Source organism: Kitasatospora sp. NE20-6 (assembly GCF_045862635.1).
Genome location: NZ_BPRL01000009.1, coordinates 51,426 through 77,308 on the forward strand (window position 1 = coordinate 51,426; position 25,883 = coordinate 77,308).

Sequence of the window (25,883 nt, forward strand, 5' to 3'; positions counted from 1 at the left end):
AGGATATGACCACCATTGACATCCTGTCGCCGGCCGGCGACAAGGCCGGCAGCGTCGAGCTGCCCGCCGAGATCTTCGACGCCAAGGTCAGCATTCCGCTGATGCACCAGGTCGTCGTCGCACAGCTCGCCGCTGCCCGTCAGGGCACGCACAAGGTGAAGCGCCGCGGCGAGGTCCGTGGTGGCGGCAAGAAGCCGTACCGCCAGAAGGGCACCGGCCGCGCCCGTCAGGGCTCGACCCGTGCGCCGCAGTTCGCCGGCGGTGGCGTCGTGCACGGTCCCGTGCCGCGCGACTACTCGCAGCGGACCCCGAAGAAGATGATCGTCGCCGCGCTCCGCGGTGCCCTCACCGACCGGGCCCGCCACGACCGCATTCACGTCATCACCGGCGTGACCGCGACCGAGACGCCGTCGACCAAGGCCGCGAAGAGCCTGATCGGCAAGATCTCCGAGCGCAAGAGCGTCCTCCTGGTCGTCGAGCGCGAGGACGAGCTGGGCCTGAAGTCCGCTCGCAACCTGCCGAACGTGCACATTCTGGACGCCGGCCAGCTGAACACCTACGACGTGCTCGTCGCTGACGACGTGGTCTTCACCCAGGCCGCCTTCGAGCGTTTCGTGGCCGGTCCGGCCGCGTCCGCCAAGGCTGTCGCCTCTGAGGGCGAGCTCGAAGGGAGCGCTGCCTGATGGCCGCGGAGATCACGAGCAAGACGTACACGGACCCCCGTGACGTCCTGGTCAAGCCGGTTATCTCGGAGAAGAGCTACTCGCTCCTCGACGAGAACAAGTACACGTTCGTCGTGGCGCCCGGTGCCAACAAGACCCAGATCAAGCAGGCCGTCGAGGCGGTCTTCTCGGTCAAGGTCGAGGCCGTCAACACGCTCAACCGTCAGGGCAAGCGCAAGCGCTCCAAGACGGGCTTTGGCAAGCGCAAGGACACCAAGCGCGCCATCGTGACGCTGGCCGAGGGCAACCGCATCGACATCTTCGGTGGTCCGGTCTCCGCCTGACGGGGAACGTGATCGTCGTTAAGGACGAGGACGAAAATGGGTATCCGCAAGTACAAGCCGACTACGCCGGGCCGCCGTGGCTCCAGCGTGGCCGACTTCGTCGAAATCACGCGGTCCACGCCGGAGAAGTCGCTGGTTCGCCCCCTGCACAGCAAGGGCGGCCGTAACAACGCCGGTCGTATCACCGCTCGCCACCAGGGTGGCGGTCACAAGCGCGCCTACCGCGTGATCGACTTCCGTCGTCACGACAAGGACGGCGTGCCGGCCAAGGTCGCTCACATCGAGTACGACCCCAACCGCACTGCGCGCATCGCGCTCCTGCACTACCTCGACGGCGAGAAGCGCTACATCATCGCGCCGCGTGGCATTGCTCAGGGCGACCGGATCGAGAACGGCCCCGGGGCCGACATCAAGCCGGGCAACAACCTGCCGCTGCGCAACATCCCGGTCGGTACCACCATCCACGCCGTGGAGCTGCGTCCCGGTGGCGGTGCCAAGCTGGCCCGCTCCGCCGGTTCCGGCATCCAGCTGCTGGCGCGTGAGGGCCGCATGGCGACCCTGCGCATGCCGTCGGGTGAGACCCGTCTGGTCGACGCCCGCTGCCGCGCCACCATCGGCGAGGTCGGCAACGCCGAGCAGTCGAACATCAACTGGGGCAAGGCCGGCCGTATGCGCTGGAAGGGCGTCCGCCCGACCGTGCGTGGTGTGGCCATGAACCCGATCGACCACCCGCACGGTGGTGGTGAGGGTAAGACCTCCGGTGGTCGCCACCCGGTCTCGCCGTGGGGCAAGCCCGAGGGCCGTACCCGTCGCCCGAACAAGGCGTCGGACAAGCTCATCGTGCGCCGCCGCAAGACCAACAAGAAGCGCTAGGAGCAGGTCAGATGCCGCGCAGTCTCAAGAAGGGCCCCTTCATCGACGACCACCTTCAGAAGAAGGTGGATGTCCAGAACGAGGCGGGCACGCAGAACGTCATCAAGACCTGGTCCCGTCGTTCCGTGATCTCCCCGGCCATGCTGGGTCACACGATCGCGGTCCACGATGGCCGTAAGCACGTCCCGGTGTTCGTCACCGAGTCGATGGTCGGCCACAAGCTCGGCGAGTTCGCTCCCACGCGCACCTTCAAGGGGCACGTGAAGGATGACCGCAAGTCGAAGCGTCGCTAGTCGCTCCGCTGAGCTTGAGCTTTAGCGCCAGAACGACTCAATGACTTACTCCATTAAGGGGACAACCATGGAAGCCAGGGCCCAGGCGCGGTACATCCGCGTCACGCCCATGAAGGCCCGCCGCGTGGTGGACCTCATCCGTGGCCTGAACGCCACGGAGGCCCAGGCGGTCCTGCGTTTCGCTCCGCAGGCCGCCACCGTGCCGGTCGGCAAGGTGCTCGACAGCGCCATCGCCAACGCCGCACACAACTACAACCACTCCAACGTGGACGACCTCTACATCTCTGAGGCGTACGTTGACGAGGGTCCGACCCTGAAGCGGTTCCGTCCGCGCGCTCAGGGCCGTGCCTACCGGATCCGCAAGCGGACCAGCCACATCACCGTGGTCGTCAGCAGCAAGGAAGGGACCCGGTAATGGGCCAGAAGGTTAACCCGCACGGGTTCCGTCTCGGCATCAGCACGGACTTCAAGTCCCGCTGGTATGCCGACAAGCTGTACAAGGACTACGTCAAGGAAGACGTTGCCATTCGTCGCATGATGACGAAGGGCATGGAGCGCGCCGGCATCTCCAAGGTCGAGATCGAGCGCACCCGCGACCGCGTCCGCGTTGACATCCACACCGCCCGCCCCGGCATCGTCATCGGCCGGCGTGGCACCGAGGCCGACCGCATCCGCGGCGACCTCGAGAAGCTGACCGGCAAGCAGGTCCAGCTGAACATCCTTGAGGTCAAGAACCCCGAGCTGGACGCCCAGCTCGTGGCTCAGGGCGTCGCGGAGCAGCTGTCCTCCCGCGTGTCGTTCCGCCGTGCCATGCGCAAGTCGATGCAGGGCACCATGAAGTCCGGCGCCAAGGGCATCAAGGTCCAGTGCTCCGGTCGTCTCGGCGGCGCCGAGATGAGCCGTTCGGAGTTCTACCGCGAGGGCCGTGTGCCGCTGCACACCCTTCGTGCGAACGTCGACTACGGCTTCTTCGAGGCCAAGACCACCTTCGGCCGCATCGGCGTGAAGGTCTGGATCTACAAGGGCGACGTCAAGAACATCGCCGAGGTCCGCGCCGAGAACGCCGCTGCCCGTTCGGGCAACCGCCCGGCCCGTCCCGAGGGTGGTCGTCCCGCCCGCGGTGGCGAGCGCCGTGGTGGCGAGCGCGGCGGCGAGCGTGGTGGCCGTGGTGGCCGTCGTCCCGCCGCCGAGGCCCCTGCGGCCGCCGCGGTCGAGGCTCCGGCTGCCGAGAACACCGGAACGGAGGCCTGACCCCCATGCTGATCCCCCGTAGGGTCAAGCACCGCAAGCAGCACCACCCCAAGCGGCGTGGCGCGGCCAAGGGCGGTACGGAGCTGGCCTTCGGCCAGTTCGGCATCCAGGCCGTCACCCCGGCGTACGTGACGAACCGTCAGATCGAGTCCGCTCGTATCGCGATCACCCGTCACATCCGCCGTGGCGGCAAGGTCTGGATCAACATCTACCCGGACCGTCCCCTCACCAAGAAGCCCGCCGAGACCCGCATGGGTTCCGGTAAGGGTTCGCCGGAGTGGTGGATCGCGAACGTGCACCCGGGTCGGGTCATGTTCGAGCTGTCGTACCCGAATGAGAAGGTTGCTCGCGAGGCGCTCACCCGCGCCGCGCACAAGCTGCCGATGAAGTGCCGGATCGTCCGGCGCGAGGACGGTGAGAGCTGATGTCGGCCGCTATCAAGGCTGCTGAGCTTCGTCAGCTGGACAACGAGGGCCTCGTTGCCAAGCTGCGTGAGGCCAAGGAGGAGCTGTTCAACCTCCGCTTCCAGGCGGCGACCGGGCAGCTCGACAACCACGGCCGGCTGAAGCTGGTCCGTAAGGACATCGCGCGGATCTACACCCTGATGCGCGAGCGCGAGCTGGGCATCGAGACGGTGGAGAACGCCTGATGACTGAGAACACCAACGAGACGCGCGGTTTCCGCAAGACCCGTGAGGGTCTCGTCGTCAGCGACAAGATGGACAAGACCGTCGTCGTCGCCGTCGAGGACCGCGTCAAGCACGCGCTGTACGGCAAGGTCATCCGCCGTACGAACAAGCTGAAGGCGCACGACGAGCAGAACGCGTGCGGTGTCGGCGACCGTGTCCTCCTCATGGAGACCCGGCCGCTGTCCGCGACGAAGCGCTGGCGCGTCGTCGAGATCCTCGAGAAGGCCAAGTAACGAAGCCGATGTGGTACGGCCGTATGTGCTCGATGCAGCGATGCGATCGAGTGAGCAGCGGCCGGCCCGTCGACTCTCGTTGACGATCAGGAGAAAGCTGTGATCCAGCAGGAGTCGCGACTGCGCGTCGCCGACAACACGGGTGCCAAGGAGATTCTCTGCATCCGCGTTCTCGGTGGCTCCGGTCGCCGCTACGCCGGTATCGGGGACGTCATCGTCGCCACCGTGAAGGACGCGATCCCCGGCGGTTCGGTGAAGAAGGGTGACGTCGTCAAGTGCGTCATCGTCCGCACCGTCAAGGAGCGCCGTCGTCCGGACGGTTCCTACATCCGTTTCGACGAGAACGCCGCTGTCGTTCTCAAGAACACCGATGGTGACCCCCGTGGTACCCGCATCTTCGGCCCGGTGGGCCGCGAGCTGCGTGACAAGAAGTTCATGAAGATCATCTCGCTGGCGCCGGAGGTGCTCTAACCCATGGCGAACAGCATGAAGATCAAGAAGGGTGACCTGGTCCAGGTCATCACCGGCAAGGACAAGGGCAAGCAGGGCAAGGTCATCCAGGCCATCCCCGCCGAGAACAAGGTCCTGGTCGAGGGTGTCAACCGGGTCAAGAAGCACACCAAGCCGGGCCCGGGCACCCAGGGTGGCATTGTCACCGTCGAGGCCCCCGTGCACGTCTCCAACGTCCAGCTGGTCGTGGAGAAGGACGGCAAGAAGGTCGTCACCCGCGTTGGCTACCGCTTCGACGACGAGGGCAACAAGATCCGCGTTGCCAAGCGAACCGGTGAGGACATCTGATGTCTGAGACGACTGTTGAGAAGGTGGCCCCCCGTCTCAAGGAGCGTTACAACTCCGAGATCAAGGGCCAGCTGCACGAGGAGTTCTCGTACGAGAACGTCATGCTGATCCCCGGCCTGGTCAAGGTCGTGGTCAACATGGGTGTCGGCGAGGCAGCCCGTGACAGCAAGCTGATCGAGGGCGCGATCAAGGACCTGACCGCGATCACCGGCCAGAAGCCGGCCGTGACCAAGGCCCGCAAGTCCATCGCGCAGTTCAAGCTGCGCGAGGGTCAGCCGATCGGCGCCCACGTCACCCTCCGTGGTGACCGCATGTGGGAGTTCGTGGACCGTCTGGTGTCGCTGGCTCTGCCGCGTATCCGTGACTTCCGCGGCCTCTCGCCCAAGCAGTTCGACGGCCGTGGAAACTACACCTTCGGTCTGACCGAGCAGGTCATGTTCCACGAGATCGACCAGGACAAGGTCGACCGTCAGCGCGGTATGGACATCACCGTCGTGACCACCGCTCAGACCGACGATGAGGGCCGGGCGCTCCTGCGCGCTCTGGGCTTCCCGTTCAAGGAGGCGTGAGCCATGGCGAAGAAGGCCCTGATCGCAAAGGCCGAGCGTAAGCCGAAGTTCGGCGTCCGGGGTTACACCCGGTGCCAGCGCTGCGGTCGCCCGCACTCGGTGTACCGCAAGTTCGGCCTGTGCCGTGTCTGCCTCCGTGAGATGGCACACCGCGGCGAGCTGCCGGGCGTGACCAAGAGCTCCTGGTAGTCCAGGCGCCCACGGCACACCATCGATGAGCAGCGTGCCCGGCCCCCGCACTTTTGGGCTTCCGTTCGGAATCCCGTAAGGTGGTGGGGTCGGGCCCCTGCCGCGGCATCTCCATGGATGCTCGCGGCTCTCTAGTGAGGGCTCACACCCATGTCTTACTACGTCGCAGGTCCCCTGCGTTTGTGCCCCTTCCGCACTCCCCGTGAGTGCGGCAGGGGGACCTGGCGCGGAGAAACCACGGCGGGAGAGGCCTGAGGCCACCATGACCATGACCGACCCCATCGCAGACATGCTCACCCGTCTGCGTAACGCCAACTCGGCGTACCACGACTCCGTCGTGATGCCGTCGAGCAAGATCAAGGCGCACGTCGCCGAGATCCTGCAGCAGGAGGGTTACATCTCCTCCTACCAGGTCGAGGACCCCACCGAGGGCGAGGTCGGCAAGAAGCTGACCATCGAGCTCAAGTTCGGTCCCAACCGCGAGCGTTCCATCGCCGGCATCAAGCGCATCAGCAAGCCGGGTCTGCGTGTGTACGCAAAGTCCACCAACCTGCCGAAGGTTCTCGGCGGCCTGGGCGTGGCGATCATCTCCACGTCCTCCGGCCTCCTGACCGACAAGCAGGCCGCCAAGAAGGGCGTAGGCGGAGAAGTTCTCGCCTACGTCTGGTAATTCGGGAAACGGAGGTACAGCAATGTCGCGCATTGGACGGCTGCCCATCCCGGTTCCCGCCGGCGTGGACGTCACCATCGAGGGCCAGGCGGTCTCGGTGAAGGGCCCCAAGGGCTCGCTCACCCATGTCGTCGCCGCGCCGATCGAGATCGGCAAGGACGAGGACGGCAAGCTGATCGTCTCGCGTCCGAACGACGAGCGTCAGTCGAAGGCCCTGCACGGCCTGAGCCGCACGCTGGTGGCGAACATGATCACCGGCGTGACCGCGGGCTACCGCAAGTCGCTCGAGATCAGCGGTGTTGGTTACCGTGTCGCGGCGAAGGGCTCCGACATGGAGTTCTCGCTCGGCTACAGCCACCCGATCCTCGTCGAGGCCCCGGAGGGCATCTCCTTCGTCGTCGAGACGCCCACCAAGTTCCACGTGGACGGCATCGACAAGCAGAAGGTCGGCGAGGTCGCTGCCAAGATCCGCAAGCTTCGCAAGCCCGACCCGTACAAGGCCAAGGGCGTCAAGTACGCGGGCGAGGTCATCCGCCGCAAGGTCGGAAAGAGTGGTAAGTAAGCGATGAGCGTCTCTGTCAAGATCGGCAAGGGCAACGCCTACAAGAACGCCGCCCGCAAGCGCCGCGCCATCCGCGTTCGCAAGCGCGTCGTCGGCACCGAGGTGCGTCCGCGCCTCGTCGTGACGCGTTCGAACCGTCACATGGTCGCCCAGGTCATCGACGACGCCAAGGGTTACACCCTGGCGTCGGCGTCCACCCTCGACGTGTCCATCCGTGGCACCGAGGGCGACAAGACCGAGCTGGCCAAGAAGGTCGGGAGCCTGGTCGCCGAGCGCGCCAAGGCCGCCGGCATCGAAGCGGTCGTCTTCGACCGCGCGGGCAACCGGTACGCCGGCCGCATCGCCGCCCTGGCGGACGCGGCCCGTGAGGCCGGGCTCGACTTCTAAGCCGCTCGTCGGCTCTGTCGACGGACGTAAACGAGAGAGGTAATTCCAATGGCTGGACCCCAGCGCCGCGGTAGCGGCGCCGGCGGTGGCACCGGCGGCGAGCGGCGCGACCGTAAGCGTGACGACCGGGGCAACGCCCCCGCCGTCGAGAAGACTGCTTACGTCGAGCGTGTCGTTGCGATCAACCGTGTCGCCAAGGTAGTCAAGGGTGGTCGTCGTTTCAGCTTCACCGCGCTGGTCGTGGTGGGCGACGGTGACGGCACCGTGGGTGTCGGTTACGGCAAGGCGAAGGAGGTTCCGGCCGCCATCGCCAAGGGTGTTGAGGAGGCCAAGAAGAGCTTCTTCAAGGTCCCCCGTATCCAGGGCACCATCCCGCACCCCATTCAGGGCGAGAAGGCGGCCGGCGTCGTGCTGCTGAAGCCGGCGTCCCCCGGTACCGGCGTCATCGCCGGTGGCCCGGTGCGTGCCGTCCTCGAGTGCGCCGGCGTCCACGACATCCTGTCGAAGTCGCTCGGCTCGGACAACGCGATCAACATCGTGCACGCCACGGTGGCTGCTCTGAAGGGCCTCGTGCGCCCCGAGGAGATCGCGGCCCGTCGTGGTCTGCCGCTGGAGGACGTGGCTCCCGCCGCTCTGCTGCGGGCCCGCGCGGCTGGGGTGAGCTCCTGATGGCTCGCCTCAAGGTCACGCAGACCAAGTCCTACATCGGTAGCAAGCAGAACCACCGTGACACCCTGCGTTCGCTCGGCCTCAAGCGGCTGAACGACACCGTGGTGAAGGAGGACCGCCCGGAGATCCGCGGCATGGTCCAGACCGTTCGTCACCTCGTCACGGTCGAGGAGGTGGACTGACATGGCGGACTCGCCGATCAAGATCCACAACCTGCGGCCCGCCCCCGGCGCCAAGACCGAGAAGACCCGTGTGGGTCGCGGTGAGGGTTCCAAGGGTAAGACCGCCGGTCGTGGTACCAAGGGCACCAAGGCCCGTTACCAGGTTCCGCAGCGCTTCGAGGGTGGCCAGATGCCCCTCCACATGCGCCTGCCGAAGCTGAAGGGCTTCAAGAACCCGGCCCACAAGCAGTTCCAGGTCGTGAACCTGGACAAGCTGGCCGAGCTCTACCCGAACGGTGGCGAGGTCACCGTGGTCGACCTGATCGCGAAGGGCGCCGTTCGCAAGAACGAGCTCGTCAAGGTCCTCGGCCAGGGCGACATCGCCGTGGCGCTGCAGGTGACGGTCGACGCCGTCTCCGGCTCCGCCGCGGAGAAGATCACCGCCGCAGGCGGCACCGTCACCGAGCTCCTCTGAACTCGTTGACCCCAGCGGGCCCGCACCTCTTCCGGGAGGTGCGGGCCCGCTGCTTTTCCGGCGGCTCCGGGAAAACTGACGTGTGCTCAACACCGGCCAAAACCGGGCATCCCGGCTCGCGGCCGGGGGATGGCGCCCTGACGCGCTTCTCCAGCGTCGCCGCACACTGTTAGAGTCCGTGGAGTTCCCTTGTACGCTGCGGCACAGGCATGTCTGTGCAGGCGCACGGGAGCCGAGAAGGACCCACCCCCCCATCAGGACCGACCCTCCCGCCGACGACGTGCGGGAGGCGCAGGAGGCACCGTGCTCAGTGCGTTCGCGCGGGCGTTCCAGACGCCCGACCTGCGCAAGAAGCTGCTGTTCACGCTGGGCATCATGGTGCTGTTCCGGCTGGGCGCACACGTTCCCATTCCGGGCGTGAACTTCGTGGCCGTCAACCAGTGTCTCAAGGACACCTCGTCCAACAGCCTGTTCGGCCTGGTCAACCTGTTCAGCGGCAACGCGCTGCTGCAGCTGACGATCTTCGCGCTCGGCATCATGCCGTACATCACGGCCAGCATCATCCTCCAGCTCCTCACGGTCGTGATCCCGCGACTCGAGGCGCTGAAGAAGGAGGGCCAGGCCGGCACCGCGAAGATCACCCAGTACACCCGTTACCTGACCATCGCGCTCGCCGTGCTCCAGGGCACCGGCATCGTCGCGACGGCCTCCAGCGGCGCGCTGTTCTCGGGTTGCTCCGTGGCCGGCGATGTCGTGCCGGACACCGGCGTCTTCCGGGTGGCCACCATGGTCATCACGATGACCGCCGGCACCACGGTGATCATGTGGCTCGGCGAGCTCATCACCGACCGCGGCATCGGCAACGGCATGTCCATCCTGATCTTCACCTCCATCGCGGCCGGCTTCCCCGGCTCGATGTGGGCGATCAAGCAGTCCGGCACCATCGGCGGCGGCTGGGTGGAGTTCTTCAGCGTCATCGCGATCGGCATCGTGGTCGTCTGCCTCGTCATCTTCGTCGAGCAGGCCCAGCGCCGGATCCCGGTCCAGTACGCGAAGCGGATGATCGGGCGCCGCGCCTTCGGCGGCACCTCGACCTACATCCCGTTGAAGGTCAACCAGGCGGGTGTGATCCCGGTCATCTTCGCCTCGTCGCTCCTCTACATCCCGGCCCTGCTGGTGCAGCTCACCAACAGCAACTCCGGCTGGGCCGGCTGGATCCAGAAGAACTTCGTCAAGGGTGACCACCCGGTCTACATGGCGACCTACTTCGTCCTCATCGTCTTCTTCGCCTTCTTCTACGTGGCCATCTCCTTCAACCCCGAAGAAGTTGCGGACAATATGAAGAAGTATGGTGGGTTCATCCCGGGCATCCGGGCCGGCCGACCGACGGCCGAGTACCTGAACTACGTGCTCACCCGCATCACGTGGCCAGGATCGCTCTACCTGGGCCTGATCGCGTTGATCCCGATGATCGCCCTGGTTGCCTTCAACGCGAACCAGAACTTCCCGTTCGGCGGCACCAGCGTGCTCATCGTCGTCGGCGTCGGACTCGAAACTGTGAAGCAGATCGAGAGCCAGCTCCAGCAGCGTAATTACGAAGGGTTCCTCCGCTGATGCGTATCGTCCTCGTCGGACCTCCCGGGGCCGGGAAGGGTACTCAGGCGCACGTGCTCGCCAAGACCCTGTCCATCCCGCACATCTCCACCGGTGACCTGTTCCGCGCCAACATCAGCCAGGGCACCCCTTTGGGGCTCGAGGCCAAGGCGTACATGGACGCAGGCCGACTGGTACCGGATGAGGTCACCATCGGCATGGCCAAGGACCGCATGCTGCAGCCGGACGCCGCCAACGGCTTCCTGCTCGACGGCTTCCCGCGGAACCTCGGCCAGGCCAAGGCTCTGGACGAGATCCTCGCCGAGGAGGGCATCGCCCTCGACGGCGTTCTCGACCTGGAGGTCCCCGAGGACGAGGTCGTCAAGCGCATCGCCGGTCGCCGGCTGTGCCGCAACAACGGCAGCCACGTGTTCCACGTGGTGTACAACCAGCCCACCGCCGAAGGTGTCTGCGACGAGTGCGGCGGCGAGCTGTACCAGCGCTCCGACGACACCGAGGAGGCCGTGCGGGTCCGCCTGGAGGAGTACCACTCCAAGACGGAGCCGATCATCGGCTACTACGAGGAGCAGGGCCTGCTGGTCACCATCTCCGCCCTCGGCAAGGTGGACGAGGTGACCGAGCGCGCTGTCTCCGCCCTGGAGCAGAAGAAGAGCGCCTGAGACGGTCCGCAACGGCCGGGAAGCCCCACTCGCGGGGCGTCCCGGCCGTTGCGGCGTCGTACGGTGGTAACGAGTGCACGGCCGCCCGGCAAGGACCGGGCGGCGTCCGACAGTGGAAGGCGTGACCAGATGGTGGAGATCAAGACCCCCGAGCAGATCGCGAAGATGCGGGCGGCCGGGCTGGTCGTCGCCGAAGCGCTCAAGGCCTGCCGGGAGGCGGTCGTCCCGGGCGTCACCACGCAGGAGCTCAACGACATCGCGGACAAGGTCATCACCGACCACGGCGCGACCTCGAACTTCCGGGCGCACCACGGGGGCCTCTGGTTCCCCGGTGTGATCTGCGCCTCGGTGAACAACGAGATCGTCCACGGCATCCCCGGCGAGCGGGTGCTGCAGGAGGGCGACCTCGTCTCGATCGACTGCGGGGCCATCCTCGACGGCTGGCACGGCGACGCGGCCATCACCGTGGGGGTGGGCGAGGCCGCGGCGGAGCACACCCTGCTGAGCCGGGTCACCGAGGGCTCCATGTGGGCCGGCATCGCCCAGATGAAGAGGAACAACCGGCTGGTCGACGTCTCCAAGGCGATCGAGGGCTTCATCCGCCGCCAGCCGCTGCCCCCCAAGGGCAAGTGGGGCATCGTGGAGGGCTACGGGGGCCACGGCATCGGCACCGCCATGCACATGGAGCCGCACGTGCTCAACTACGTCGCGGGCCGCGGCAAGGGCCCCAAGCTGATCCCCGGCACGGTGCTCGCGATCGAGCCGATGGTGACGCTCGGCACCCCGCACTCCGCCGTGCTGGAGGACGACTGGACGGTCGTCACCAACGACGGCACCTGGGCCTCGCACTGGGAGCACTCGGTGGCCGTCACCGAGCAGGGCCCGCTCGTGCTGACCGCCTTCGACGGCGGCCGCGCGGAGCTGGCCAAGTACGGCGTGGTGGCCGCGCCGGACCCGCTGGGCTGAGCCGGTCGGCCGGCAGGACGTCCGAAGGGCCTGGAGGTTTCGCTCTCCAGGCCCTTTGTCCTATTTTTATCGGCGGACAGCGATCGGTGGACAGCGCGGCCACGCGTGGCGACGAAGGAGAAGAAGAGTGTTCAAGGGGTTCCGGGACTTCCTGATGCGCGGCAACGTCATCGACCTCGCGGTCGGTGTCGTGATCGGCGCCGCCTTCACCGGTGTGGTGACCGGCTTCGTCTCCGCCTTCCTCACCCCGCTGGTCGGTGTGGCGGTGGGCGCGGCCGGCGACTTCGGCGGCAAGAAGGCCCACCTGGGCGGGGTGGAGTTCCCGTACGGGCAGTTCCTCAACGCGATGATGGCCTTCGTGCTGACCGCCGCGGTCCTGTACTTCTGCGTGGTGCTGCCGGTGACGAAGGCCACTGCGCGGTACCTGCCGAAGAAGCCCGCCACGCCGAAGCGGCCCTGCCCGGAGTGCCTGACGGAGATCCCGCAGGCCGCCAGCCGCTGCTCGGCGTGCACCGCCCAGGTGCAGCCCGTCGCGGCGCTGCCGCTGCAGCACCGGGCGTGACCGTCCGAGCCGTTTTGGCGTCCGCTTGGGGGCTGTCGTAGACTGATGCGTCGGCTCACTCGTAGCGTGCTTCGGCACGTCCTCTTCCCGATCGGGATCCCGCAAGGGCATTCTCCGGCAGGGGTGGGGTGGACCCAGGCTCGCACGAGCGTGCCGCATGCGGTAGCCGGCCCCGGAAGGTGGATCTCGCAGTTCATGGCAAAGAAGCAAGGCGCCATTGAGATCGAGGGCACCGTGATCGAGTCTCTTCCGAACGCCATGTTCAAGGTCGAGCTGCAGAACGGTCACAAGGTCCTCGCGCACATCAGCGGAAAGATGCGGATGCACTACATCCGGATCCTCCCGGACGACCGGGTCGTGGTGGAGCTCAGCCCCTATGACCTGACGCGTGGCCGGATCGTTTACCGCTACAAGTAAAGACCCGTCAGATCGAGACCCGGAGAACCTGAACGATGAAGGTCAAGCCGAGCGTCAAGAAGATCTGCGACAAGTGCAAGGTGATCCGCCGTCACGGCCGGGTCATGGTGATCTGCGACAACCTGCGCCACAAGCAGCGCCAGGGCTGACGCTCTCCAGCATTTCTCGTAGTACTTCGCGCGACGCGCAACAACGTCATACGCGGGCTGCCCGATCCGTCCCCAGGGGACGGACTGCCACCCCCGGTCAGAGGCCGGGGCTCCCTCGCCGAGAGGCGACGGAGTAGGCGGCACGCAAGACCTCTGAAGAACCACAGGAGCCATGAATGGCACGCCTTGCCGGCGTTGATCTCCCCCGCGAGAAGCGGATCGAGATCGCCCTCACCTACGTGTACGGCATCGGTCGCACCCGCGCCGAGCAGACTCTTGCCGAGACCGGGGTGAACCCGGACGTCCGCGTCCGCGAGATCACCGAGGAAGACCTCGTCAAGCTGCAGAAGTACATCGACGCGAACTTCGAGGTGGAGGGTGACCTCCGCCGTTCGGTGGCCGCCGACATCCGCCGCAAGGTCGAGATCGGCTGCTACGAGGGTCTGCGTCACCGTCGTGGCCTGCCGGTGCGCGGTCAGCGCACCCACACCAACGCGCGTACCCGCAAGGGCCCGCGTCGCGCGATTGCCGGCAAGAAGAAGCCGGGCAAGAAGTAGTCCGTCCCGTCACCGGACATCCCTCCGGCCCGCGGGTTAGCGGACCGACCACCTCAGTAGGAGAACAGACTTATGCCCCCCAAGGGTCGTCAGGCTGCCGGCGCGAAGAAGATCCGCCGCAAGGAGAAGAAGAACGTCGCCCACGGGCACGCTCACATCAAGAGCACGTTCAACAACACCATCGTTTCGATCACGGACCCCGCGGGCAACGTGATCTCCTGGGCCTCTGCCGGCCACGTCGGCTTCAAGGGCTCGCGCAAGTCCACCCCGTTCGCCGCGCAGATGGCCGCCGAGTCCGCCGCGCGTCGTGCGCAGGAGCACGGCATGCGCAAGGTCGACGTCTTCGTGAAGGGTCCGGGCTCCGGCCGCGAGACCGCGATCCGCTCGCTCCAGGCCACCGGCCTGGAGGTCGGCTCGATCCAGGACGTCACCCCCACCCCGCACAACGGCTGCCGTCCGCCGAAGCGCCGCCGCGTCTGACGCGGTGCCTTCGGGCACGCGGGTGATGTAAACCTCGTACGGGGTCCTGCTTCGCGCAGGACCCCGTACGCTTGGTCCTGTCGGCATCAAATAGTGGGTGCCGAAGACAATTGGAGGAACACCTCTCATGCTGATCGCTCAGCGCCCCTCGCTGACCGAAGAGGTCGTCGACGAATTCCGCTCCCGGTTCGTGATCGAGCCCCTGGAGCCCGGCTTCGGCTACACCCTCGGCAACTCGCTCCGCCGCACGCTCCTCTCCTCGATCCCCGGTGCCGCCGTCACCAGCATCCGGGTCGACGGTGTCCTGCACGAGTTCACCACCGTGCCGGGCGTCAAGGAGGACGTCACCGACCTCATCCTCAACATCAAGCAGCTGGTCGTCTCCTCGGAGCACGACGAGCCGGTCGTGATGTACCTGCGCAAGCAGGGCCCGGGTGTGGTCACCGCCGCCGACATCGCGCCCCCGGCCGGTGTCGAGGTGCACAACCCCGAGCTCGTCCTCGCCACGCTCAACGGCAAGGGCAAGCTGGAGATGGAGCTGACCGTCGAGCGCGGTCGCGGCTACGTCTCCGCCGTGCAGAACAAGGCCTCCGGCCAGGAGATCGGCCGCATCCCGGTCGACTCGATCTACAGCCCCGTGCTGAAGGTCACCTACAAGGTCGAGGCCACCCGAGTCGAGCAGCGGACCGACTTCGACAAGCTCATCGTCGACGTCGAGACGAAGCCCGCCATGCGCCCCCGTGACGCCATGGCCTCGGCCGGCAAGACCCTGGTGGAGCTGTTCGGTCTCGCCCGCGAGCTGAACATCGACGCCGAGGGCATCGACATGGGCCCGTCCCCGACGGACGCCGCCCTGGCCGCCGACCTGGCGCTGCCGATCGAGGAGCTGGAGCTCACCGTTCGGTCGTACAACTGCCTCAAGCGCGAGGGCATCCACACCGTGGGTGAGCTCGTCGCCCGCTCCGAGGCCGACCTGCTCGACATCCGCAACTTCGGTGCGAAGTCGATCGACGAGGTCAAGGCGAAGCTGGCCGGCATGGGCCTGGCCCTCAAGGACAGCCCGCCCGGGTTCGACCCGACCGCCGCCGCCGACGCCTTCGGCGCCGACGACCTGGACGACCAGGGCTACGCGGAGACCGAGCAGTACTAAGAATTTGGGGTCGGGGGCGGTCCTCGCGGATCGCCCCCGCTTCGATGCCAAGCCGTCCGGGCACAGTGCCCGGACGCCCGCTGCGGTACCTGATACGGCCGTAGTCGGAGATCCAAGGAGTCATCCATGCCGCGTCCCACCAAGGGTGCCCGCCTCGGCGGCGGCCCGCACCACGAGCCGCTGCTGCTCGCCGGTCTGTGCCGGGAGCTGTTCCAGTACGGCCGCATCACCACGACCGAGGCCAAGGCCCGTCGGATGCGCCCGCTGGCCGAGAAGCTGATCACCAAGGCGAAGAAGGGCGACATCCACAACCGTCGCCTCGTCCGCAAGACGATCACCGACGTCTCCGTGCTGCACACCCTCTTCACCGAGATCGCGCCGCGCTACGAGAACCGTCCCGGTGGCTACACCCGCATCACCAAGATCGGCGGCCGTCGCGGCGACAACGCGCCGATGGCCGTGATCGAGCTGGTCGAGGGCGAGATCGCCACCAAGGCGACCGTCGCCGAGGCCGAGGCCGCCGCCAAGCGCGCGGTCAAGGAGTCCGACGCCAAGGTCGAGGAGACCAAGGTCGAGGAGACCAAGGCCGACGAGGCCGAGGCCGCGGAGACCACCGAGGCCTGACGCCGCCAGGTGTCACACCCGGGCCCGCCCTCCCCATCCGTGGGGAGGGCGGGCCCGAGCAGTTCCCGCAGGCCGTTCCTCCCGGCCGCCGATCTCCCGGCCGCCGCCGGCCGTTCCCCCAGGAGCAGATGTGGTCAACGACTGTGCCGAGCCGGCCCCCGTCAAGGACGGACCGGCCGACGGGTACCGCCGGATCAGGTTCGACCTGGCCTACCACGGTGCCGAGTTCTCCGGCTGGGCCCGCCAGCGCGGCCGGCGCACCGTGCAGGAGGAGATCGAGAGCGCCCTGCAGATCGTCACCCGCAGCGCCCTCCCGTTCGCACTGACCGTCGCCGGCCGCACCGACGCCGGCGTGCACGCCCGCGGCCAGGTCGCCCACGTCGACCTCCCCGAGGACCTCTGGGCCGAGCACGGCGAGAAGCTGCTGCGCCGCCTCGCCGGCCGCCTGCCGGCCGACGTCCGGATCCACCGGGTCTCCGAGGCCCCGCACGGCTTCGACGCCCGCTTCGCCGCCGTCTGGCGCCGCTACGCCTACCGGGTCGCCGACCAGCCCGGCGGCGTCGACCCGCTGCTGCGCGGCCACGTGCTCTGGCACGACCGCCCGCTCGACGTCGACCGGATGAACGAGGCCGCCCGGCTCCTGCTCGGCGAGCACGACTTCGCCGCGTACTGCAAGAAGCGCGAGGGCGCCACCACCATCCGCACCCTGCTCGAACTCCGCTGGGACCGGGTGCCCGTCGACCCGTACGCCGCCCAGGAGGGCACGCTGGCCGTCGCCACCGTGCGCGCCGACGCCTTCTGCCACAACATGGTGCGCTCGCTCGTCGGCGCCATGCTGCTGGTCGGCGACGGCCACCGGTCGCCGGAGTTCCCCGGCGAGGTGCTGGCCGGACGGGTGCGCAACTCCGCCGTCAACGTCGTCCGCCCGTACGGGCTGACGCTGGAGGAGGTCGGCTACCCCGCCGACGACCTCCTCGCCGAGCGCAACCGGGCCTCCCGCCGGATGCGCACCCTGCCCGGCCAGGACTGACGCCCGGCCGGAGCGGGCGCGCAATAACGGTTTGGGATCCGGGCCGCCCGCTTGGCACAATCCGGGCCATGGGACACGTCGAGATTTCACACCTTGAGTACTACCTGCCCGACGGGCGGGTGCTGTTCGACGACGCGTCCTTCCGGGTCGGCGAGGGCGCCGCCGTCGCGCTGGTCGGCGCGAACGGCGCCGGCAAGACCACGCTGCTGCGCATGATCGCCGGGGACGTCCAGCCGCACGGCGGCACCGTCACGGTCACCGGCGGCCTCGGCGTGATGCGCCAGTTCGTCGGCACGACCGGCCGCGAGGACACCCGCGACACCCCGGGCGCCCTGCCCGCCGACGCCTCCGTCCGCGACCTGCTGGTCTCCGTCGCCCCCGCCCGGATCGCCGTCGCGGCCCGCGCGGTCGACGCCGCCGAGCTCGCGATGCTCGCGCAGGACGACGAGAAGACCCAGATGCGGTACGCGCAGGCGCTCGCCGACTGGGCCGACGCCGACGGCTACGACTACGAGACCACCTGGGACGTCTGCACCACGGCAGCGCTCGGGATGCCCTTCGACCGGGCGCAGTTCCGCGGCCTCAACACCCTCTCCGGCGGCGAGCAGAAGCGCCTCGTCCTGGAGGCGCTGCTGCGCGGCCCCGAGGAGGTGCTCCTGCTCGACGAGCCGGACAACTACCTCGACGTGCCGGGCAAGCGCTGGCTGGAGGAGGCGATCAAGGCCACCGGCAAGACCGTGCTCTACATCTCGCACGACCGCGAGCTGCTCTCCCGCACCGCCGAGAAGATCATCAGCGTCGAGACCGGCGCGGCCGGCTCCAGCGTCTGGGTGCACGGCGGCGGCTTCGACTCCTTCCACGACGCCCGCCGCGCCCGCTTCGAGCGCTTCGAGGAACTGCGCCGCCGCTGGGACGAAGAACACGCCAAGCTCAAGAAGCTCGTCGTCAACCTCCGCCAGGCCGCCGCGGTCAGCCACGAGATGGCCTCCCGCTACGCCGCCTCCCAGACCCGGCTGAAGAAGTTCGAGGACGCCGGCCCGCCCGAGGCGCCGCCGCGCGAGCAGTCCATCACCATGCGGCTCAAGGGCGGCCGCACCGGCGTCCGCGCCTTCACCATGGAGAAGCTGGAGCTCAGCGGCCTCATGAAGCCCTTCGACCTGGAGGTCTTCTACGGCGAGCGGATCGGCGTGCTCGGCTCCAACGGCTCCGGCAAGTCGCACTTCCTGCGGCTGCTGGCCGGCGACGGCACCGTGAAGCACGGCGGCAGCTGGAAGCTCGGCGCCCGCGTGGTGCCCGGGCACTTCCGGCAGACCCACGCCCACCCCGAGCTGATGGGCCGCACCGTCCGCTCGATCGTCGAGGAGGAGCACGCGCTCAGCCGCGGCGCCGCGATGGGCGCACTGCGCCGCTACGAGCTCGACCGCCAGGAGGAGCAGAAGTTCGAGTCGCTCTCCGGCGGCCAGCAGGCCCGGCTGATGATCCTCAAGCTGGAGCTCTCCGGCGTCACGGCGCTGCTGCTGGACGAGCCGACGGACAACCTGGACCTGGAGAGCGCCGAGGCGCTGCAGCAGGGCCTGGAGGCCTTCGACGGCACCGTGCTGTGCGTGACGCACGACCGGTGGTTCGCCCGGACCTTCGACCGCTTCCTGGTCTTCGGCTCCGACGGGCGCGTGTACGAGTCGCCGGAACCGGTCTGGGACGAGACGCGCGTCGTACGCGACCGCTGAGCGTTTTTGACCCTTCGCGGAGCGCCCGGTAGGCTGGGCGCTTGTTGTGCGTATTGGCTCGCTCCATCTCACGTGAGAGGTCGGTACGCCGGAGACTGCCCGGTCGATGACCAGCGGCTCGCCCCTGAATTGCGTCCAGGGGTGACCAGGCTGATCACGTCGGCCAGGTGCTCCTGTCAGGACCCACTCACTGAAAAGCGAAGGCTACGACCGTGCGTACGTACAGCCCCAAGCCCGGCGACGTCCAGCGTCAGTGGCACGTCATCGACGCGTCCGACGTCGTGCTCGGCCGCCTGGCCTCCCAGGCCGCCAACCTCCTCCGGGGCAAGCACAAGGCGATCTACGCGCCGCACGTTGACACCGGTGACTTCGTCATCATCATCAACGCCGACAAGGTGCACCTCTCGGGTAACAAGAAGACCCAGAAGCTGGCCTACCGCCACAGCGGCTTCCCGGGCGGTCTCCGCTCGGTCCGCTACGACGACCTCCTCGCGAAGAACCCGGAGAAGGCCGTCGAGAAGGCCATCAAGGGCATGATCCCCAAGAACAGCCTGGGCCGTCAGATGCTCTCGAAGCTGAAGGTCTACTCGGGCGACCAGCACCCGCACGCTGCGCAGCAGCCGGTGCCGTTCGAGATCACCCAGGTCGCGCAGTAATTTCGGCCACCCCACCACATCACTGATTTACAGCAGGAGCTGAGGAACACCGTGGCCGAGACTGCCATCGAGAACACCCTCGAGGTCGAGTTCGACGAGAACGAGAACGTCGAAGAGTACACCTCGGAGACCGAGTACACCTCCGAGTCCCTGGCCGGCCGCTTCGGCGAGGCCGTCCCCGGCGCCGGCCTCGGCCGCCGCAAGGAGGCGATCGCCCGCGTGCGGATCGTCCCGGGCACCGGCAAGTGGAAGATCAACGGTCGCACCCTGGAGAACTACTTCCCCAACAAGGTGCACCAGCAGACCGTCAACGAGCCGTTCAAGCTCCTTGAGCTCGACGGCCGCTACGACGTCGTGGCCCGCATCGCGGGTGGCGGCACCTCCGGTCAGGCCTACGCGCTGCGCCTCGGCGTGGCCCGCGCCCTGAACGAGGCCGACGTGGACAACAACCGCGCCGCCCTCAAGAAGGCCGGCTTCCTGACCCGTGACTCGCGCGCCGTCGAGCGCAAGAAGGCCGGTCTCAAGAAGGCCCGCAAGGCGCCGCAGTACAGCAAGCGCTAATTGCACCCCGGGGGTGCGTGCCGCTCCGGTGGTACGCATCCCGGTGCAACCCGTACGCCCCGGAGTACCTCGTGTACTCCGGGGCGTCGTGCTCTCCCGCCGGTGCGGACGGCGGGACGGCGATGGACATCGAGCAGGGCGACTTTTAGGACGGAACAGTGGGACGACTCTTCGGTACGGACGGGGTACGCGGTGTGGCCAACGAGGGCCTGACCGCCGAACTGGCCCTCGGCCTGTCGGTCGCCGCGGCGCATGTGCTCGGTGACGCCGGCGCCTTCGACGGGCACCGGCCGGTCGCCGTGGTGGGCCGCGACCCGAGGGCCTCCGGAGAGTTCCTGGAGGCCGCGGTCATCGCCGGCCTGGCCAGCGCCGGCGTCGACGTCCTGCGGGTCGGCGTGCTGCCCACCCCGGCCGTCGCCTACCTCACCGGCGCCCTCGGCGCCGACTTCGGCGTGATGCTCTCCGCCAGCCACAACGCGATGCCCGACAACGGCATCAAGTTCCTCGCGCGCGGCGGCCACAAGCTCGACGACGCCATCGAGGACGCCATCGAGGAGCACTACCACCGCTACGGCGTCGGCACCGACGAGGACTGGAAGCGCCCCACCGGCGCCGCCGTCGGCCGCGTCCGCCAGTACACCGAGGGCTTCGACAAGTACGTCGCCCACCTCGTCGCCGTCCTCCCGAACCGGCTCGACGGCGTGCGCGTCGTCATCGACGGCGCGCACGGCGCCGCCGCCCGGGTCGCCCCCGAGGCCTTCGCCCGCGCGGGCGCCGAGGTCGTCTACACCCTGGGCGCCGAGCCGAACGGCCTCAACATCAACGACGGCGTCGGCTCCACCCACCTCGACAAGCTGCGCACCGCCATGCGCGAGCACCGCGCCGACCTCGGCATCGCCCTCGACGGCGACGCCGACCGGTGCCTGGCCGCCGACGCCGACGGCAACGAGGTCGACGGCGACCAGATCATCGCCGTCCTCGCCCTCGCGATGAAGGAGGCCGGCACGCTGCGCGGCAACACCGCGGTCGCCACCGTGATGTCGAACCTGGGCTTCAAGCTGGCGATGGAGCGCGAGGGCATCGACCTGGTGCAGACCGCCGTCGGCGACCGGTACGTGCTGGAGGCGATGAAGCAGCAGGGCTTCGCCCTCGGCGGCGAGCAGTCCGGGCACGTCATCCTGCTCGACCACGCCACCACCGGCGACGGCACCCTGACGGGTCTGATGCTGGGCGCCCGCCTCGCCGCGACCAAGCAGCCGCTCGCCGACCTCGCCGCCGTGATGACCCGTCTGCCGCAGGTGCTCGTCAACGTCAAGGGCGTCGACCGCACCCGGGTCGCCAGCTGCGTCGAGCTCAACGCCGCCGTCGCCGCCGCGGAGGCCGAACTCGGCGCCACCGGACGGGTGTTGCTGCGCCCGTCGGGCACCGAGCCGCTCGTCCGCGTCATGGTCGAGGCCGCCGACGAGACCCAGGCCCGTGATGTCGCGGACCGCCTCGCCGAGGCCGTCCGCACGTATCTGGGCTGAGCTGTCGGGGGATTCCCGCCGGTGCGGTGATCCCCCGACATGCCGTCAGTGGACGTCCGGGGACTTCTTCTTCACCGGTATCCAGACCTGGTAGAAGCCGTCGCCGTAGCTGTTGTGGTACGGCAGGCTGACCAGCAGGCGGTAGGTGCCCTCCACGCGCAGCTGCTGGGTCAGCTTGTCGTCCAGGGGCCTGGTGACGGTGCGGTCGAAGACGATGATGTCGAAGTACCGGTCCTTCAGGGCGGCGCGGAACCCGGCCTCCCCGGTGAGGATCTTCTTCTCCTGGGTGCGGTAGCTGATCGTGTAGGTCGATGTCCACTGCTCGAACGCGACGTCGTCCCGCAGGTAGTAGCGAGGCGCGGAGTTGGCTTCGACGAGGTAGTGCCCGTCGGGCACGAGCTGCTTGCGCACGGTGCTGACCAGCGCCTCGGAGTTCGGCCAGGCGTGGTACAGGTCGGCCGACTGGACCATGCCGAGGACCAGCATCGCCACCCATGCCAGGATGCCGAGCTGCGGGTGGCGGAAGTGCGAGCCGACGATGCGGGTGATGCCGATGGCCGCCATCGGAGCGGCGAACAGCAGACCGTAGCCGATGTGCTTGTGCAGCGAGACCGGCTCCCGCAGGTAGATCTGGTAGACCGGTGCCAGCAGGGCGGTGCCGGTCAGCAGCAGGCCGATGAGGGCCCGCCAGAGCCTGCGCGGCACGCGGACGGTGACGAGGAGCGGTGCCTCGTTCATGCGGCCCTTCCAGGCGTACAGCAGACTGCCGGTGACCGCGAGGGCGAAGAGCAGGCCGCCCCACTCGGCGCAGTCGCGCAGCATGTCCACCGGTACACCGTGGCCCGCAGCACGTTCCGTGGTGGTGCTGCGCAGACCTTCCAGGACGTTGGAGCCGCTGAGCCTGAGCGCGCCGTACGTGGCGCCGACCGCGACGCCCGGGATGAGGACCAGTCGCGACAGCGACCACCAGGCGTGGTACGGCACGGCGGCGAGGACGGCGAGGAGGACGACGGCCGGGGCGTACATCAGGGCGGCGTACTTCACCGCAGTGGCCAGGACCAGGATCGGCGGGATGGTGAGGGCGCAGAGCCAGGCACGGTTCCGGGCGGTGCGGACGGCCAGCCACGCCGCGACGGCCGTCAGGCAGAGGGCCATGGCGTCGTACGTGGCCAGCGCGCCGAGGAAGAGCGTGGACTGGGTCACCGCGAAGCAGGCGGCGGCGACGAGGCCGACCCGCTCGTTGAAGAGCCGCCGCGCCAGCATGTACAGCAGCGTGGTGGTGGCGAGCATGAAGACGAGCGACAGGGCCCGTGCCCCGGAGAGCCCGAGCAGGTTGTCGACGGCGGCCGCCAACGGCGGGTAGAGCAGGGGCGATCCGGAGAAGTAGGCCGCGAAGGAGGCCGGCGGCGGGGGCCCTCCGTGCATGTGGTCGAGCTGCAGGTGACCGGCGTAGAGGTAGAGCGCCTCGTCCTCGAAGGCGCTGTTGCCCAGCCGGAGCGTGAGCAGGCTCTGGGCGACGAGGATGCCGACCATCAGCACCCTGCTGAGCCATGCGCGGCGGCTGCTCGGCAGTGGATCCCAGCCGACGTCGGGCACGGGGGGGAGCACGTATCCCGGACCCGGTTCCTGCTTCGGGACGTCCGCCTGCTCGGGCTCCCGGAACATCTGCTGGTCGTCGAACCAGCTGAAGGAGTGGTCCTGGGGCGCGGCGGATGCCTGGCCGGGAATGAAGGTGTCTCGCTGATGCGTCATCAGGGATTTCTCGGGTCGAAACCGTAGGCCGCGTCGGCGGCCCTGAGCTTGAACTGGGTGAGAGTGGTCGGGGCCTTCTCCAGGCGCCAGTCGGCCCGCTTGGTGATGTTGAACCAGATGAGTCCGACGATGTCCTCGCGCTTCTCCACGCCGGAGAAGAGTTCGTCGACGAAGGCGGGGGCCCGCTTGCCCGGTTCGGCCGCGGTCTCGCTGATCACGAGCGGCTTGGCGCTGAAGGTGCGGATCTGGGTCATGGTGGGGCCGTACAGCCCCTCGAAGGTGCGGTCGCAGCACTGGGTCCAGTAGCCGACCATGCCGACCCAGTCCACGTACCCGTCACCGGGGTAGTAGGGCTTCAACGGGATCTTGGGCACGGGGTTGACGATGTTCGGACTCCACACCCAGATCACGTTGCTCGCGCCGCGGTCCTGGAAGATGTCGTGGATCCGCCGCCAGGCCTTGACGAAGTCCTCGGGGCTGTTGGACTTGGTGCCCCAGTCGTACCAGTGGCCGTTCATCTCGTGCGCGAAGCTGATGGCGACCGGGACCTTCGCCTTCTGGACGGCCGAGGCGAAGTTCTTGACGTAGGCGTCCGAGGAGCCGCCGGCGATGTCGGCGAGGGGGGTCTTGAACGGTTCCCAGGCGATGTACGGGAGGGCACCGTTCTGCCAGCTCAGCCGGCTGCCTGCGGCGTCGAACTGGTCGCCCCAGGCCGCGTAGTTCTCGATGATGTTGGGTTGTTTGCCCACCATCGCCGTGTACGACTTCACCGGGTCCATGGAGGCCGGGGCGCCGTCGAGCGCCACGCCGAGGTACTTCTTCGACGGTTGCAGGAGGGGGGTGATGTCCACCGCGTCCTGCGGCTTGCCCGCGGCAGGGGCTTCCTGGACGGCCCCCGCGTCGAGTGCCTCGCGGGGGTTCCCCGCGGACGCCGGGCGGTCGCAGCCCGCGAGTGCGGTGAGGGCCACCGCCAGGACGAGCCCCGCGGCCTTCGCTCGGAGCGACGGGAGCAGGCTCATGTGACCTTCTCGCTTCGGGGTTGGATGAGGGTGCGGCCGACGACCAGGGCGTAGAAGAGGCCGGATGCCAGGACGACCGCGAAGTCCGGCGGGTACAGGGTGGCCATCCGCCAGACCGAGAGTCCGACCCACAGCATCGCCGTGCCGCCGCCCCAGGCCCAGAGGCCGATCCAGAGCCGGCGGGTCCTGTTCTTCTTCGCGCCGGTGGAGCCGGTGGGCTGCCAGGCCATCCGCTTGCGGCGCACGATGTCCCAGATCGCGAAGAAGTGGGCCCAGCCGTACATCATCCGGCAGGACCACGCCTCCAGCCGGTAGGGGACCTTGTGCCACATGGGGAAGATCATGGTGGTGTAGAGCAGGCTGGGCAGGATCAGCCACAGCCGGTCGACGAGGAACGTCTCCGGGAGCCAGAGCAGCAGTGACAGCGGGATGACGGGTGCCAGGAAGATGAACAACGCCGTGTGGATGTAGTAGAAGAAGCCGGACATGTAGCAGAGCCGGCTGCTCCAGCGCAGCTTGGTGTCCCAGAACTTCTTGCTGCCGAGCAGGCTCATCGAACCGGAGCACCAGCGGTACTGCTGGTTGTAGAAGGCGCCGGCGGTGTCCGGGCAGACCCCGGTGGCGAGTGCGAGCGGCACGTACTTGAGGTTCCAGCCCAGCCGGCGGAGGTCGAACCCGGTGTGGACGTCCTCGGAGTGCTCGATGAGTGTCGTCCCGCCGTTGTCGTCGAGCGCGGCCCTGCGGTAGACGGCACAGCTGCCCACGCAGATGGCGCCGTCCCTGCTCTGCCGGGAGACCTGGACGGACCGGTAGAAGAGTTCCTGCACGGCGCCGGCGCCGCGCTCGATCCAGTTCTGGGAGTCGAGCACCCGGAAGTACTGCGGGGACTGCACGATGCCCAGCCGCGGATCGGCGGCCATGTGCGGGAGCAGTTCCTGCAGGAGGTCTGCGCGGGGGGTGAAGTCCGCGTCCAGGACGAGGATGAACTCGCCGTCGGAGTTCGCGAACCCGTAGTGCAGGTTGCCGGCCTTCTTGAACCAGCCGCGATCAGGCCGGGTGCCGTAGCGGAAGCCGAAATCGGCTGCCATGGCGGCGAGTTCCGGGCTGTCGGAGTCGTCGAGCACGTACGGCCGGCAGATGCCCGGGTACTGGTCGGCGAGGATGCGGACGTGTGACCAGGTGTTGTGCAGCACCTCGATGGGTTCGCCGCACACCGGGAGGAAGACGTCGATGCTGGGATAGGTGTCCGGGCGCCAGGTGCGTACGAGTCTGCGGTGACCCTTCGCGTCGAAATCGCCGGTGAATCCGGTCACCTTCAGCGAGATGAGGTAGTAGACGATGGTGAACGCGAGGAACGGTGCGTACGCCCAGAGCCAGGGGGTCGCCGCCACCAGGCCGACCTGGCTGACGGTCAGGCAGGAGAAGCTGATGAGGGAGGCTGCCGAGAGCACCCAGAGGTGCCGCTTGGCGTAGGAGTGCTTCTCGAGGTCGTCCGGAGGCCGTGGCAGGAGTCCCAGCTGTGGAGCGGCGGTCTCGGACCTGCGCCTCCGTCCGCGGGCGGGTGCTGAGCGACGCCCGGTGCCGTGCGCGGAATCGGTACTGCTGGACAA

At 68.2% G+C, this 25,883-nt stretch carries 37 protein-coding genes; 34 read left to right on the plus strand and 3 right to left on the minus strand.

Annotated features, from left to right (window positions below; genetic code table 11):
* Positions 1-5 precede the first annotated feature (5 nt).
* From rplD to glmM, 34 genes are all read left to right on the plus strand, one after another.
* A complete protein-coding gene (gene rplD, locus SNE206_RS09935; RefSeq protein WP_407913006.1) occupies positions 6-683 on the plus strand; it encodes a 50S ribosomal protein L4 in 678 nt (225 codons plus the stop codon).
* A complete protein-coding gene (rplW, locus tag SNE206_RS09940) occupies positions 683-1,006 on the plus strand; it encodes a 50S ribosomal protein L23 (RefSeq protein ID WP_405012888.1) in 324 nt (107 codons plus the stop codon). The genes rplD and rplW overlap by 1 nt, the downstream gene beginning before the upstream one ends.
* A 36-nt stretch (positions 1,007-1,042) precedes the next feature.
* Positions 1,043-1,879 (plus strand): 50S ribosomal protein L2, encoded by an 837-nt coding sequence (gene rplB / locus SNE206_RS09945; RefSeq protein WP_405012889.1) that lies wholly within the window; start codon positions 1,043-1,045, stop codon positions 1,877-1,879.
* Positions 1,880-1,890: 11 nt separating this feature from the next.
* A complete protein-coding gene (rpsS, locus tag SNE206_RS09950) occupies positions 1,891-2,172 on the plus strand; it encodes a 30S ribosomal protein S19 (protein WP_363635500.1) in 282 nt (93 codons plus the stop codon).
* A gap of 67 nt (positions 2,173-2,239) precedes the next feature.
* The gene (gene rplV, locus SNE206_RS09955) at positions 2,240-2,587 is read left to right on the plus strand and encodes a 50S ribosomal protein L22 (RefSeq protein ID WP_030232471.1); all 348 of its coding nucleotides are present in this window, start codon (positions 2,240-2,242) and stop codon (positions 2,585-2,587) included.
* On the plus strand, positions 2,587-3,423 hold the full coding sequence (gene rpsC, locus SNE206_RS09960; RefSeq protein WP_407913007.1) for a 30S ribosomal protein S3: 837 nt from the start codon (positions 2,587-2,589) through the stop codon (positions 3,421-3,423). Before rplV ends, rpsC begins: the two co-directional genes overlap by 1 nt.
* Before the next feature lie 5 nt (positions 3,424-3,428).
* On the plus strand, positions 3,429-3,848 hold the full coding sequence (rplP, locus tag SNE206_RS09965; RefSeq protein ID WP_030232476.1) for a 50S ribosomal protein L16: 420 nt from the start codon (positions 3,429-3,431) through the stop codon (positions 3,846-3,848).
* On the plus strand, positions 3,848-4,072 hold the full coding sequence (gene rpmC / locus SNE206_RS09970; protein WP_405012891.1) for a 50S ribosomal protein L29: 225 nt from the start codon (positions 3,848-3,850) through the stop codon (positions 4,070-4,072). The genes rplP and rpmC overlap by 1 nt, the downstream gene beginning before the upstream one ends.
* Entirely contained in the window at positions 4,072-4,344 is a 273-nt protein-coding gene (gene rpsQ, locus SNE206_RS09975) for a 30S ribosomal protein S17 (protein WP_014136278.1), read from the plus strand. Before rpmC ends, rpsQ begins: the two co-directional genes overlap by 1 nt.
* Before the next feature lie 99 nt (positions 4,345-4,443).
* Positions 4,444-4,815, plus strand: coding sequence for a 50S ribosomal protein L14 (gene rplN / locus SNE206_RS09980; RefSeq protein WP_030263487.1), 372 nt, complete (start codon positions 4,444-4,446; stop codon positions 4,813-4,815).
* Positions 4,816-4,830: 15 nt separating this feature from the next.
* Positions 4,831-5,142: a 50S ribosomal protein L24 gene (gene rplX, locus SNE206_RS09985; protein WP_345286354.1), complete on the plus strand. Its 312-nt coding sequence runs from the start codon at positions 4,831-4,833 to the stop codon at positions 5,140-5,142.
* On the plus strand, positions 5,142-5,711 hold the full coding sequence (rplE, locus tag SNE206_RS09990) for a 50S ribosomal protein L5 (RefSeq protein ID WP_405012893.1): 570 nt from the start codon (positions 5,142-5,144) through the stop codon (positions 5,709-5,711). Before rplX ends, rplE begins: the two co-directional genes overlap by 1 nt.
* A 3-nt stretch (positions 5,712-5,714) precedes the next feature.
* Complete coding sequence (locus SNE206_RS09995) at positions 5,715-5,900, plus strand: type Z 30S ribosomal protein S14 (protein WP_037575347.1); 186 nt, start codon at positions 5,715-5,717, stop codon at positions 5,898-5,900.
* 262 nt (positions 5,901-6,162) lie between these two features.
* Entirely contained in the window at positions 6,163-6,570 is a 408-nt protein-coding gene (gene rpsH, locus SNE206_RS10000; protein ID WP_407913008.1) for a 30S ribosomal protein S8, read from the plus strand.
* Between the two features lie 22 nt (positions 6,571-6,592).
* Positions 6,593-7,132, plus strand: coding sequence for a 50S ribosomal protein L6 (gene rplF, locus SNE206_RS10005; RefSeq protein WP_407913009.1), 540 nt, complete (start codon positions 6,593-6,595; stop codon positions 7,130-7,132).
* A gap of 3 nt (positions 7,133-7,135) precedes the next feature.
* Positions 7,136-7,519: a 50S ribosomal protein L18 gene (rplR, locus tag SNE206_RS10010; protein ID WP_407913010.1), complete on the plus strand. Its 384-nt coding sequence runs from the start codon at positions 7,136-7,138 to the stop codon at positions 7,517-7,519.
* 48 nt (positions 7,520-7,567) lie between these two features.
* Positions 7,568-8,188: a 30S ribosomal protein S5 gene (rpsE, locus tag SNE206_RS10015; RefSeq protein WP_405012897.1), complete on the plus strand. Its 621-nt coding sequence runs from the start codon at positions 7,568-7,570 to the stop codon at positions 8,186-8,188.
* On the plus strand, positions 8,188-8,370 hold the full coding sequence (gene rpmD / locus SNE206_RS10020; protein WP_057231310.1) for a 50S ribosomal protein L30: 183 nt from the start codon (positions 8,188-8,190) through the stop codon (positions 8,368-8,370). Before rpsE ends, rpmD begins: the two co-directional genes overlap by 1 nt.
* 1 nt (position 8,371) lies before the next feature.
* Positions 8,372-8,824, plus strand: a complete 453-nt coding sequence (gene rplO / locus SNE206_RS10025; RefSeq protein ID WP_407913011.1) for a 50S ribosomal protein L15 — start codon at positions 8,372-8,374, stop codon at positions 8,822-8,824.
* Between the two features lie 303 nt (positions 8,825-9,127).
* Positions 9,128-10,438, plus strand: coding sequence for a preprotein translocase subunit SecY (gene secY / locus SNE206_RS10030; protein WP_407913012.1), 1,311 nt, complete (start codon positions 9,128-9,130; stop codon positions 10,436-10,438).
* Entirely contained in the window at positions 10,438-11,097 is a 660-nt protein-coding gene (locus SNE206_RS10035) for an adenylate kinase (RefSeq protein ID WP_407913013.1), read from the plus strand. The genes secY and SNE206_RS10035 overlap by 1 nt, the downstream gene beginning before the upstream one ends.
* A 129-nt stretch (positions 11,098-11,226) precedes the next feature.
* On the plus strand, positions 11,227-12,063 hold the full coding sequence (gene map, locus SNE206_RS10040; RefSeq protein WP_407913014.1) for a type I methionyl aminopeptidase: 837 nt from the start codon (positions 11,227-11,229) through the stop codon (positions 12,061-12,063).
* A 127-nt stretch (positions 12,064-12,190) separates the two neighbouring features.
* Positions 12,191-12,625 (plus strand): large conductance mechanosensitive channel protein MscL, encoded by a 435-nt coding sequence (mscL, locus tag SNE206_RS10045; protein WP_407913015.1) that lies wholly within the window; start codon positions 12,191-12,193, stop codon positions 12,623-12,625.
* A 195-nt stretch (positions 12,626-12,820) separates the two neighbouring features.
* Positions 12,821-13,042, plus strand: coding sequence for a translation initiation factor IF-1 (gene infA / locus SNE206_RS10050; RefSeq protein ID WP_003956442.1), 222 nt, complete (start codon positions 12,821-12,823; stop codon positions 13,040-13,042).
* A 35-nt stretch (positions 13,043-13,077) separates the two neighbouring features.
* Positions 13,078-13,191, plus strand: a complete 114-nt coding sequence (gene rpmJ, locus SNE206_RS10055; RefSeq protein WP_003956441.1) for a 50S ribosomal protein L36 — start codon at positions 13,078-13,080, stop codon at positions 13,189-13,191.
* Positions 13,192-13,367: 176 nt separating this feature from the next.
* On the plus strand, positions 13,368-13,748 hold the full coding sequence (gene rpsM / locus SNE206_RS10060; RefSeq protein WP_407913016.1) for a 30S ribosomal protein S13: 381 nt from the start codon (positions 13,368-13,370) through the stop codon (positions 13,746-13,748).
* Positions 13,749-13,820: 72 nt separating this feature from the next.
* Positions 13,821-14,228, plus strand: coding sequence for a 30S ribosomal protein S11 (gene rpsK / locus SNE206_RS10065; protein ID WP_253797211.1), 408 nt, complete (start codon positions 13,821-13,823; stop codon positions 14,226-14,228).
* Between the two features lie 127 nt (positions 14,229-14,355).
* Positions 14,356-15,378 carry a DNA-directed RNA polymerase subunit alpha gene (locus SNE206_RS10070; RefSeq protein ID WP_100889786.1) on the plus strand — a complete coding sequence of 341 codons (1,023 nt, stop codon included), beginning with the start codon at positions 14,356-14,358 and terminating at the stop codon, positions 15,376-15,378.
* 126 nt (positions 15,379-15,504) lie between these two features.
* Positions 15,505-16,002 (plus strand): 50S ribosomal protein L17, encoded by a 498-nt coding sequence (gene rplQ / locus SNE206_RS10075; protein ID WP_407913017.1) that lies wholly within the window; start codon positions 15,505-15,507, stop codon positions 16,000-16,002.
* Between the two features lie 130 nt (positions 16,003-16,132).
* Positions 16,133-17,032 carry a tRNA pseudouridine(38-40) synthase TruA gene (gene truA, locus SNE206_RS10080; protein ID WP_407913018.1) on the plus strand — a complete coding sequence of 300 codons (900 nt, stop codon included), beginning with the start codon at positions 16,133-16,135 and terminating at the stop codon, positions 17,030-17,032.
* Positions 17,033-17,100: 68 nt separating this feature from the next.
* Complete coding sequence (locus tag SNE206_RS10085; RefSeq protein WP_407913020.1) at positions 17,101-18,759, plus strand: ABC-F family ATP-binding cassette domain-containing protein; 1,659 nt, start codon at positions 17,101-17,103, stop codon at positions 18,757-18,759.
* A gap of 212 nt (positions 18,760-18,971) precedes the next feature.
* Entirely contained in the window at positions 18,972-19,415 is a 444-nt protein-coding gene (gene rplM, locus SNE206_RS10090; protein WP_405012907.1) for a 50S ribosomal protein L13, read from the plus strand.
* Positions 19,416-19,466: 51 nt separating this feature from the next.
* Entirely contained in the window at positions 19,467-19,976 is a 510-nt protein-coding gene (rpsI, locus tag SNE206_RS10095; RefSeq protein ID WP_407913021.1) for a 30S ribosomal protein S9, read from the plus strand.
* A 158-nt stretch (positions 19,977-20,134) separates the two neighbouring features.
* Positions 20,135-21,502: a phosphoglucosamine mutase gene (glmM, locus tag SNE206_RS10100; protein WP_407913022.1), complete on the plus strand. Its 1,368-nt coding sequence runs from the start codon at positions 20,135-20,137 to the stop codon at positions 21,500-21,502.
* A gap of 45 nt (positions 21,503-21,547) precedes the next feature.
* On the opposite strand, the gene SNE206_RS10105 is transcribed toward glmM, so the two are convergent.
* From SNE206_RS10105 to SNE206_RS10115, 3 genes are read right to left on the minus strand one after another with little or no spacing between them, the layout of a single operon-like run.
* Positions 21,548-23,254 (minus strand): ArnT family glycosyltransferase, encoded by a 1,707-nt coding sequence (locus SNE206_RS10105; protein WP_407913023.1) that lies wholly within the window; start codon positions 23,252-23,254, stop codon positions 21,548-21,550.
* Positions 23,254-24,273 (minus strand): glycoside hydrolase family 26 protein, encoded by a 1,020-nt coding sequence (locus SNE206_RS10110; protein WP_407913024.1) that lies wholly within the window; start codon positions 24,271-24,273, stop codon positions 23,254-23,256. Before SNE206_RS10110 ends, SNE206_RS10105 begins: the two co-directional genes overlap by 1 nt.
* Entirely contained in the window at positions 24,270-25,724 is a 1,455-nt protein-coding gene (locus tag SNE206_RS10115) for a glycosyltransferase family 2 protein (RefSeq protein ID WP_407913136.1), read from the minus strand. Before SNE206_RS10115 ends, SNE206_RS10110 begins: the two co-directional genes overlap by 4 nt.
* Positions 25,725-25,883 lie beyond the last annotated feature (159 nt).